A 10,295-nucleotide genomic window follows, 5' to 3' on the forward strand; every position below is an offset into this window, starting at 1 on the left:
ACTCCGGCGGCGCGTCCAAACCTATGTTCACTATTTGTTCTTGCTTTTCGCACGCTTTTCGGCTACACCGGCGCCCCCTCGAAAGGCGCCCCATGAGCGAAATCCACGGCCCCGAAGCCGGCGAAGGCGATCGGCAAGGCAGCGTGCCCGCCGACCCGATGGCGCGGTTGAACGAGATCCTGGTGCTGCAGACGCTCACCCTCAATGACATGTTCACCGAACTCGCCGAACATTGCGCCAGCAATTTCCAGTCTTGGCCGGGGCCGACCGAGCGCTACATCCGGCTCGCCTTGCGGGCGCAGTCGAACTTCCGGGTGTCGCTGGAGGCCGTCGCGCGCGCCGAAAGGACGAAGCGACAGGCACCGGGCGGCAAGGCCCGATGAGCTGCGGGCCGGCAGGCGCGCACCCACGACCCCGCGAACAGCCGGCGATATTGGCGAACGCCCCGCGCTGCGGCGCGCGGACGCGGGCGGGGACGGCGTGCCGGTCGCCCGCGATCGGCGGCAGGGCGCGCTGCCGGATGCATGGCGGCAGGGGCAGCGGCGCGCCGCGCGGCAATCGCAACGCCTGGAAACATGGCGGCCAGTCCGCCCGCATCCTCGAAATCGCCCGCTATCTGCGCGCCACCAGCCCCGCCGCGGTGCGCCGGATGGTGGCGCTCGCCCGCGCCCAGGCCGATGCGATCGCCGGCGCGGACAGGGCAAAATGTGAAAAACAGCCGATCAACCCCATGCACCCGGGAATCGGCCCCGGCGTCCGCCCGGAAACACCGTCCTCCGCAATGCACCACTCGCCCGGTGCGGGCCCGGCTTACAGCCCCCGTTCATGTTCGACTCGTATAGCCCCTGCACCGAACGCCGCTGGCTGGATTGACCGCGGGCGAAACGATGCTGAATATCGGACGGGCATGATCGACAGACGGCAAGGCATACAGCTGCTGGGCGCGCTCCTGGCTTTCGGGGGCGGGGCGTTCGCCGCGCCGCCGCGCAGCCGTGCGGCGGGCCAGCCGTTCAGCTGGGACGGGCTGCGCGCCCAGGCCGCCGCGATGGCGCGCGCCCGGCCGAAGCCGCTGCCGCAGCCCGATCCGCGCGCCCATGAGGTCGACTATGACGCGGTCAACCGGATCAGCTTCCGGCCCGATCATGCGCTGTTCGCCGACGACGGCTATGCGGTGCGCTTCTTCCCGATCAGCCGCTTCGCCGCCACGCCGGTTCGCACCTGGATCGTCGAGGGCGGCCGCGCGCGGCCGATCGAGCATAGCGCGGACATGTTCGCGGTCGCACCCGGCGACGGGCCGGCGCCGCATGTCCTGCCGGGCGTCTCCGGCTTCCGGGTGATGAACCGGGGCGGGAAGGGCGACTGGCTCGCCTTCCAGGGCGCCTCCTATTTCCGCTCGGCCGGCGCGTTCGATCAATATGGCCTGTCGGCGCGCGGCCTCGCCATCGACACCGGGATCGACGGCCAGGAGGAATTCCCGGCCTTCACCGATTTCTGGCTGGAGCGCAGCGGGGCCGATGGCGATGGCGGCCTCACCATCTATGCGCTGCTCGAAGGGCCCAGCGTCGTCGGCGCCTATCGCTTCGTGAACCACAACGGAGCCGGGCGCGACGGGCGCGACGGCGTGGTCCAGGATATCTCGATGGCGCTGTGGCTGCGCAGGGATGTCGCGCGGCTCGGCATCGCCCCGCTCACCAGCATGTTCTGGTATGACGAGGGCAATATCCAGGCGCGCACCGACTGGCGCCCCGAAATCCACGATTCGGACGGCCTGCTCGTCCACACCAGCGGCGGCGAGACGCTGTGGCGTCCGCTCGGCAACCCGCCGCGCGCGACGATCAACAGCTTCGCGGACCCCAGGGGCGCCAGCGCCTATGGCCTGCTCCAGCGCGATCGCAGCTTCGATCATTATCAGGATGACGGCGTCTTCTACGAAAAGCGCCCGAGCCTGTGGGTCGAGCCGAAAGGCGATTGGGGCCCCGGCGCGGTGATGCTCTACGAGATCCCGACGCGGCGCGAGACCGACGACAATATCGTCGCCTTCTGGACGCCCGCGAAGCCGGCCCGCGCCGGCAGCAGCTTCTCTTTCGATTATCGACTGCGCTGGATCGGCGGGGAGCCGGTGCCGGCGCCGCTCGCCCGGGTGGTCGATCGCTGGACCGGCACCGCCGGCCGGCCCGGCACCGAACCGCTGCCCAATGCCCGGCGGCTGGTCGCCGATTTCGAGGGGGCGGCGCTGAACGGACTCGGCCGCGGCTCGGGTGTCACCGCGTCGGTCTCGGTCGATCGCGGCAAGCTGATCTCGGTCGATGCCTATCCGGTGGTCGGGCAGGCGGGGCGCTGGCGGCTGGTGGTCGACACCAGCAACAGCGACCAGCCCGCCAATCTGCGCGCGACGCTGGAGCGCGGCGGTGCAGCGTTGAGCGAGACGCTGATTCATCAGTTTTATTGAGCGTGCATTGTGCAATGCGAGGAAATGACGTCGTTTGAGCCAACGCCTGGGGCGTCCTGACGCAAAGCCGCGCCGGATCCGGGAAAATTTTGCCATATCGGCAACAGCAGAGCGAGACCCGATTCTTGTATCGATTTGACAATGACATAGCGGGCGCCTCGTCACCCGCCTTCGGCGATCCGCCGGCAGGGGATCTGCCTGCCGAAGCGCCGCTTGCCATGCCCGAGCAGGATCTGATGCGCGCGCCCGACGGCGTGTCTCAGGAACCACTCGCCTATTTCGGGCCGCTGTTCCAGCGCCGGCTGTTCCTGATCGTCATGAGCTTCCTGCTCGGCCTGCTCGCCGCGCAGGAGATGTTCACGCCGCTCCGCTCGGACGGCATCGACTGGATCGACGCGGGTTTCTTCCTGCTGTTCTTCGGCCTGTTCGCCTGGATCGCCTTCGGCTTCCTCAACGCCTTCGCCGGCCTGTTCGTGATGCTCGGCCGCGGCCCCGCGCCGGTCATCCCGCGCGAGATGGTCGCGCTGCCGAAGAGTCGGACCGCGGTGCTGATGCCGATCTACAACGAGGATGTCGGTGCGGTCTTCCGCCGGCTTCGCTCGATGACCGAGTCGATCGACCGGGTCGGCGCGGCCGATTTCTTCGATTTCTTCATCCTCAGCGATTCGCATGAGCGCGCCCATTCGCGCGAATATCTCGCCTTCCGGCGGCTGCGCGAGGAGAGCCGCGCCCGGGTCTATTATCGCCGCCGGGAGCGCAACACCGCCCGCAAGCCCGGCAACATCGCCGAATGGGTGCGCCGCTTCGGCGCCGCCTATGACAATATGCTGGTGCTCGATGCCGACAGCCTGATGAGCGGCGCGGCGATGGTGCGGCTGGCGACGGCGATCGAGGCGCGGCCCAATATCGGCCTGCTCCAGACCGTGCCGCAGCTGATCAACGGGCAGACCATGTTCGCGCGCTGGCACCAGTTCGCGTCGTCCGTCTATGGCCCGATCGCGTCTGCCGGGCTACGCTGGTGGTCGGGCACCGAAGCGACCTTCTGGGGCCATAATGCGATCGTCCGGGTCAAGGCCTTCGCCGAGAGCTGCGGCCTGCCCGAGCTTGCCGAGGGCAGCCTGCTCGGAGGCCACATCATGAGCCACGACATGGTCGAGGCCGCGCTGCTGCGCCGGCGCGGCTGGGCGGTGCACATGGTCACGCTGTCGGATGGTTCCTTCGAGGAATTCCCGCCGACCATGATCGACCATTCGGTGCGCGACCGCCGCTGGTGCCAGGGCAATCTCCAGCATCTCCGGCTGCTCAACAGCGCCGGTTTCCACTGGGTCAGCCGGCTCCAGCTGCTGATGGGCGCCTCCGCCTACCTGACCTCGCCGCTGTGGCTGCTGCTGCTCGGCGCGGCGATCTTCGAACAGCTTCGTGCCAATTTCGACGGCTTCGTGCTGATATCGTCGGGCTGGCTGCTCGGCCTGACCGTGCTGATGCTGTTCGGGCCCAAGCTGATGGCGCTGGCCGCCCTGGCCCAGGATCCGGCGCTGCGGCGGCAGCTCGGCGGCTGGAGCAGCATCGCCAAGGGCGCCGCGCTCGAGATCGTCACGTCGATCGTCTCGGCTCCGGTGATGATGCTGACCCAGACGCTGGCGATCGTCGATATCCTGCGCGGCCGCCAGAGCGGGTGGCTGCCGCAGCGGCGCGAGGCCGAAGGGCTCGATTTCGGGGAGGTCGCGCGCTTCTACCGCTGGCATGTCGCGCTGGGCGTCACGATGATGGCGGCGATCGCGGTCGGCATCGACGGCACGATCTGGTCGCTGCCCGTGGCCCTCGGCCTGCTGGTGACGCCGCTCACGGTGTGGCTGACGGCCCGCGCCGACCTGGGCGACTGGCTGGTGCGCCGCGGCTTCTTCGTCTCCCCCGCCGATCAGCTGCGCTTCGAGGAGGGCCCGGCCGAGCCGGTCGATCTGGCGCTCGATCTCGAGCCGCGCTTTGCGATTGCGCGGGGCTAGCCGGGGGCTCTAGAAGCGCGGCAGCAAAAAGGGGCGACGATGGAACTGCTGGGCCGCAAGATAGGGCTCGACGAGCCGCTGTTCGTCATCGCCGGTCCCTGCGTGATCGAGTCCGAGGCGCTGGTGCTCCAGGTGGCGGGCCGGCTGCGCGGGATCGCCGACCGGCTCGGGCTGCAGCTCATCTTCAAGAGTTCGTTCGACAAGGCCAACCGCAGCTCCAACGCCTCCTTCCGCGGCCCCGGCGTGGACGAAGGCCTGCGCATCCTCGAGAAGGTCCGCGCCGAGACCGGCCTCGCGTTGCTCACCGATGTCCATGATGCCGAGCAGGTGCGGGCCGCCGCCGATGTGGTCGACATCCTGCAGACGCCCGCCTTCCTCGCCCGCCAGACCGATCTGATCGAGGCGGTCGGCGCGTCCGGCAGGGTCGCGAACATCAAGAAGGCGCAGTTCATGGCGCCGCACGACATGGCGCATGTCGTCGCCAAGGCGCGCGGCGCGGCCGAGGCGGCGGGGCATCGACCCGCGATCCTGGTCACTGAGCGCGGCACCTCCTTCGGCTACAACAACCTGGTCACCGACCTGCGCGGCCTGGCGATCATGCGCGAGACCGGCTGTCCGGTGGTGTTCGACGCGACCCATTCGGTGCAGCTGCCGGGCGCGCAGGGCGGTTCGTCGGGCGGGCAGCGCGAATATGTGCCGGTGTTGGCGCGCGGCGCCGTCGCGGTGGGTGTCGCCGGCCTGTTCCTCGAAACGCATCCCGATCCGGCCAATGCCCTGTCCGACGGCCCCAATGCCTGGCCGCTCGATCGGCTCGAGCCGCTGCTGGCCGAGCTGCAGTCGCTCGACGCGCATGGCATCGAGGCGCGCCGCCGCTGGCCTGGGCAAGCCTGAGTCAGGTGCGCATTACGCGATCGTACATGTCCGCCAGCTTTGCCTGATAGATCGCGTCGCCGAACTTCGCCGCCTGGGCGGGCGCGGCGGCGGAGATTCTTTCCGCAAGCGCAGGATTGCCATCGAGCGCGCGAATGGCCCGGGCAATGGACGCGGCATCATAGGGGTCGATCAGCAGCCCGGCATCACCGACCACTTCGGGCATCGAACTGCTGTTCGACGCGATTACCGGCGTACCCAGGCTGATCGCCTCCAGCGCGGGGAGCCCGAAGCCTTCGTAGAGCGACGGGAACAGCACGGCCTTCGCACCGCGGACCAGCCGCAGCAGCATCTCGCGCGGCAGATAGTCGAGCTTGACCAGGCCGCTCGCCACCGCCTTGCCGTAAAGCGACACCTGGTCTCCGCCAAAGATGCGGCTTTCCTGCTCGGTTCCCCAATCCCGTGCGCCGACGATCACGAGCGGCGTGCTGGTCTGGGTGGTCAGATAGGCTTCGACGATGCGCGGCAGGTTCTTCTTCGGGTCGAGCGCGCCGAAGAACAGGAAATAGCCCTTGCGCTTGAGCGCGAACATCCCCTCGATCACGCGCGCATCCTCGGCCGGATCGCGCGCGAGCAGCGATGCCGGCACCGGCGCGGTCTGATAGGTGTTGGTAACCTTGTCGGGCGAGGCGCCGGGAAACAGGCTGAGGATGTCGTTCCGGCTCGACTCCGAGACGGTGCAGATATGGTCGCCCTGACGCACGCACAGGTCGATCAGGCGGTGATAGACACGCTTGTTGTCGAGCGTCGTATAGGGGAGCTTGAGCGGCACCAGATCGTGCAGCGTATAGATGTTGCGCGACCCCGCCATGCGGATCGGCACCGGATAGGTCCAGTGCATGATGTCGGGCGGGTTGTCGATCTTGAGCGTCAGGAACGTGCCGCGGTCGCGCAGCCGCCGGTCGGCGATCTGGAACAGGCTGGGCGTGCTGACGATGCGGTCGAAAGCCGGGAGCCGCTCGGCGAAAGTCTGCTTCTCGACGGCGGCGGTCATCGGCACGTCCACGCCGCGGATCGGCAACCACGACTGGACGGTTTCGCGCCGCATGCGGCGCTTGTGCTGCTTGCGGGTCTCGCCGGGGCGGTCCTTGCCGATCCGGTCGAAGAACAGGATCTGGCGCAGGGCGGGGTCTCGCCCCACATCGATGCCGAAGACGCCCAGGGTCTCCTGGCCGAGCGCAGCGACCGCGCGTGCCAGCGTCATGCCGTAGGTCGCGACGCCGGTGCCGCGCGGCATGGCCAGATTATAGCCGTCGATTCCGATGGTGAGCTTGCTCATCCTGATCCACTCAGTCTGTTGTTACGCGGCCGGTAGCGGCCTGCTGACGATTTGGCCACCGTTCCCGGTCAGCAGGCGTTCGTGGACCTGGTTCAATCGATCGGCGAAGGCACGGACGGTGAAATTCGCACCGCGCGCTACGCCCCTGCTTTTCAGCGTGGCGAGCAGCGTGGGATCTGCGAGGCTGCGGATTTGCGCGGCCAGCTCCGGCACCGACAGCGGATCGGCCAGCAAGGCCGCACCGCCCGCGACTTCTTCGGTCGCGCCGCCGCGCGAGGTGAGCACCGGGGTGCCGAGTTGCATCGCCTCGACGATCGGCAGGCCGAAGCCTTCGGTGATCGTCGGGAACAGCAATGCGCCCGCGCCGGCGATGAGCGACATCAGCAGCGGACGATCTACATAGGGCATTCGGATGATCCCTGGAGTCGCGGCTAGGCGGGGCGTGATCTCGTCGGCGCGCCAGCCGTCCGGCCCGGCGATGACGAGCGGCAGGGGCGATCCGCTCGCAACATATGCTTCCGCCAGGCGGAGCAGATTCTTGCGCGGTTCGATGCTGCCGACGAACAGCAGATATCCATCCTCGCGCAGCCCCGGCGGCAACGGCGCAGCTTCGGGCTGGACCGAGAGGCCCGGCAGGCAGGCGCTGATCACGTTCGGATCGCAGCCCAGCGAGTCTATGATGTCGTGTCGGGCGGCTTCGGACACGGTTAGGATATGTTCGGCGCAGCCCGCTAGCGCCTCGAGCAGCCGGCGATGGCGCCTCGGGTCGATCTGGCTCAGCGCGGGCCGTGTGATCGGGATCGCATCATGGACCGTGTAGATGTTGATCCAGCCGTCGATCCGGATCGGCAGCGGATAGGTCCAGTGGACGATGCCGCTGTCGCCTGGCGCGATCAGCCGGAGCATCGTGCCATGCCGGTCGAAATGAACCTGGGCGAGGCGGAAGATGTCGCGGGCGTGGAGCTCGCCGTTCGAGCGGCGGAGCCGTCGCGGACGGTCGGCGAGCGCTTCGGACCATCGATACCAGCGCTCGACCCGGCGGGCCGGTACCATGGCCTTGCCGCAGCTCGGATCCGAGATGCGGAGCGGGGCGATGCCCGGCCGTTCCAGCGCAGCCGACAGCGCGCGCGCATAGGTGGCAACACCGGTGCCCTCCCGGCCCAGCATCCGCGCATCTATTGCGAAGGGCATATTTTGCGTTTGGCGAGGCATCGTCTATGCTCGCTCGCATTGCAGCATGGGCCCGGAGCGTCCAGCATTTTGTGGGTAGGCGTGGCGAGGATTTGGAGAAGCCGTTCGATGATCCGGTTCGATAATGTTTCGAAGACCTACCATATCCGCAAGTTCCAGAAGCAGGTGTTCAGCAATCTGAGCTTCTCGATCAAGCGCGGCGAGAGCATCGGCATCTGTGGCGCCAACGGTGCCGGCAAGTCGACGCTGATGCGGCTGATCTCTGGCGTCGAGCAGCCGACTTCAGGAACGATCGAGCGCAGCATGACGACAAGCTGGCCGATCGGCTTCACCAGCTGCTTCCAGCCGGGCATGACCGGCTCCGACAATGTCCGGTTCATCGCCCGCATCTATCGCCAGCCAGAACAGGAGATCCTCGATTATGTCGAGGATTTCGCCCAGCTTGGCGCCTATTTCCATCAGCCCGTCCGCACCTATTCATCGGGCATGACGGGCCGCCTTGCCTTTGGGATCTCGCTGGCGATCAATTTCGACTGCTATCTGGTCGACGAAGTCACCGGAGCGGGCGACGAGCGCTTCCGCAAACGCTCGCACGAGGAGTTGTACAAGCGACGGGAAACCGGGACGCTCATCATGGTGTCGCACGATCCGCACACGCTGCAGCAATATTGCGAGCGCGGCGCCGTTCTATATGGTGGAAACCTGACCTTCTACGATACGGTTGCCGAAGCCTGCGAAGTCCACCATGGCCTGCAAATGCGCGCAGCGTGATCGCGCCAGCTGCCTTTCTCCTTCAGGCTGGTGAATAGGGCTTGACGAGGCTGCGTCCCGCGCGCTTGTCGTCGCGCCCAGTCATAGATTTGCCGCGATTGTCGATATAGGGTCCTCCATGCATTCCAGTTCTTCCGCCCGCTTCCGAGTGACCGGCGCCTTGTCGGTGCTCGCAGTCCTGCTGTCGGGCTGCGCCTCACTGCCCTCCAGCGGGCCGACCGGACGCCAGGTGATCCGGGGCGCGCAGGATCCGCAGGCGGCGCTCCGTTTCCAGGTTGTCGAACTCGATGGGGCGGCGTTTCAAAAGCTGCTGGCCGTAGCGCCGGCAGGGCGCGGCGCGGGGCAGATCGCGGCACTGGCGCGCGAGGGTCGGGTCGACCGCATCGCTCCGGGCGATGCGTTGCAGGTCAATATCTACGAAGTCGGCATGACCTTGTTCGGCAGCACTACCCAGAGCGCCTCGGGCGGACTCGGCAGCAGCGCCACGATGCCTGATACTGTCGATGCGAGCGTCCGCTCGCAGCCGGTCAATATCGTGACGGTCGCGCCTGACGGTACCATCCGCCTGCCTTATGTCGGGCGGCTGATGGTCGCCGGATCGACGCCCTATGATGTCCAGCGGATGATAGAGCAGGGGCTGCACGGCAAGTCGCAGAGTCCGCAGGCGATGGTGACCGTGGTCAACAGCCCGGGCAACAGCGTTTATCTGCTTGGCGACGTTACGCGCAGCGGGCGGATGCCGCTCACCGCTGCGCGCGAGCGGCTGCTCGATGCGGTAGCGACCGCAGGCGGTTCCAAGGTCAGCAGTTCCGACACGGTGGTGCGATTGACCCGTGGCGGCGAGAGTGCGGAGATGCGGCTCGGCGATATCCGGCCCGGCGGCAGCGACGACCTCGCCCTGCTGCCAGGCGACCGCATCGAGCTCATCGGCGAGCCGCGCAGCTTCAGCGCGTTCGGGGCCACGCCCAAGGTGTCGCAGGTGGCGTTCGAGTCGCCGAGTCTGACCTTGGCGGAGGCGCTGGCGCGGGTCGGCGGTCCCAATGATGCCCAGGCCGATCCGAAATCGGTGTTCCTGTTCCGCTACGATGCCGCGGCAATCGCCGCCGGGGAACCGCCGGTCATCTATCGGCTCAATCTGATGAAGCCGGAGAGCTATATCATCGCGCAGAACTTTCCGATGCGCGACAAGGACCTGATCTACATCGCCAACGCGGCGTCCAATCCGGTCAGCAAATTCGTCGGCATCCTGAATCAGCTATTTGCACCTCTGCTGACGGCGAGGGTGCTCACCAGGAACAACTGATTCGCGAATCGGGCGACCGAAAGCGCCATTTTACAGGCGGATAGGCGCGGAAAACGCCCGAATTCCACGACCCTATAAAAGTGCTTGACGACATAGGGAGTCGCGCATAGAAGCGCCCCTCACCGGCGGCGGCGAGTTGGTTTTTCCGGTTCGCTTCCTGGCCTCTTATCGGATCGTAAATGCGATCTCCCTGGGACAAATGTTCCGGGTGGTAAAGGCTCGTCCGGTTCTTTCTCATTGTTGGATTGATGAAGGGACATGTGGGCGGCGGCTCCGGTTTCTGGCGGCTTCAAGGCGTCGGAGGATCGGTTTAAAGTCAAGTCGTTCCATGTCTTAATATGCAAACACACTTTGTGTATTGTGCAGGAA

The 10,295-nt window shown here is 66.9% G+C and carries 8 protein-coding genes; 6 read left to right on the forward strand and 2 right to left on the reverse strand.

What is annotated here, in order from left to right; translation table 11 throughout:
• The first annotated feature begins 92 nt into the window (after positions 1-92).
• The 4 genes from AC1DQK_RS16745 to kdsA all read left to right on the forward strand — a co-directional run bounded on the left by AC1DQK_RS16745 (position 93) and on the right by kdsA (position 5,343).
• On the forward strand, positions 93-383 hold the full coding sequence (locus AC1DQK_RS16745) for a hypothetical protein (RefSeq protein ID WP_477872569.1): 291 nt from the start codon (positions 93-95) through the stop codon (positions 381-383).
• Positions 380-2,449 (forward strand): glucan biosynthesis protein, encoded by a 2,070-nt coding sequence (locus tag AC1DQK_RS16750; protein ID WP_477872571.1) that lies wholly within the window; start codon positions 380-382, stop codon positions 2,447-2,449. The genes AC1DQK_RS16745 and AC1DQK_RS16750 overlap by 4 nt, the downstream gene beginning before the upstream one ends.
• 125 nt (positions 2,450-2,574) lie before the next feature.
• The gene (gene mdoH / locus AC1DQK_RS16755) at positions 2,575-4,452 is read left to right on the forward strand and encodes a glucans biosynthesis glucosyltransferase MdoH (RefSeq protein ID WP_477872573.1); all 1,878 of its coding nucleotides are present in this window, start codon (positions 2,575-2,577) and stop codon (positions 4,450-4,452) included.
• A gap of 39 nt (positions 4,453-4,491) precedes the next feature.
• Positions 4,492-5,343: a 3-deoxy-8-phosphooctulonate synthase gene (gene kdsA, locus AC1DQK_RS16760; RefSeq protein WP_477872575.1), complete on the forward strand. Its 852-nt coding sequence runs from the start codon at positions 4,492-4,494 to the stop codon at positions 5,341-5,343.
• Between the two features lies 1 nt (position 5,344).
• On the opposite strand, the gene AC1DQK_RS16765 is transcribed toward kdsA, so the two are convergent.
• Positions 5,345-6,661 carry a glycosyltransferase family 4 protein gene (locus tag AC1DQK_RS16765; RefSeq protein ID WP_477872577.1) on the reverse strand — a complete coding sequence of 439 codons (1,317 nt, stop codon included), beginning with the start codon at positions 6,659-6,661 and terminating at the stop codon, positions 5,345-5,347.
• A gap of 21 nt (positions 6,662-6,682) precedes the next feature.
• Positions 6,683-7,852: a glycosyltransferase family 4 protein gene (locus AC1DQK_RS16770; RefSeq protein WP_477872579.1), complete on the reverse strand. Its 1,170-nt coding sequence runs from the start codon at positions 7,850-7,852 to the stop codon at positions 6,683-6,685.
• 108 nt (positions 7,853-7,960) lie between these two features.
• Between AC1DQK_RS16770 and AC1DQK_RS16775 the strand changes: the two genes are divergently transcribed.
• Positions 7,961-8,623 (forward strand): ABC transporter ATP-binding protein, encoded by a 663-nt coding sequence (locus tag AC1DQK_RS16775; RefSeq protein WP_477872581.1) that lies wholly within the window; start codon positions 7,961-7,963, stop codon positions 8,621-8,623.
• A gap of 118 nt (positions 8,624-8,741) precedes the next feature.
• The gene (locus AC1DQK_RS16780; protein ID WP_477872583.1) at positions 8,742-9,926 is read left to right on the forward strand and encodes a polysaccharide biosynthesis/export family protein; all 1,185 of its coding nucleotides are present in this window, start codon (positions 8,742-8,744) and stop codon (positions 9,924-9,926) included.
• The last annotated feature ends 369 nt before the right edge of the window (positions 9,927-10,295 follow it).

It is taken from the genome of Rhizorhabdus sp. P4_G5, from assembly GCF_056401065.1.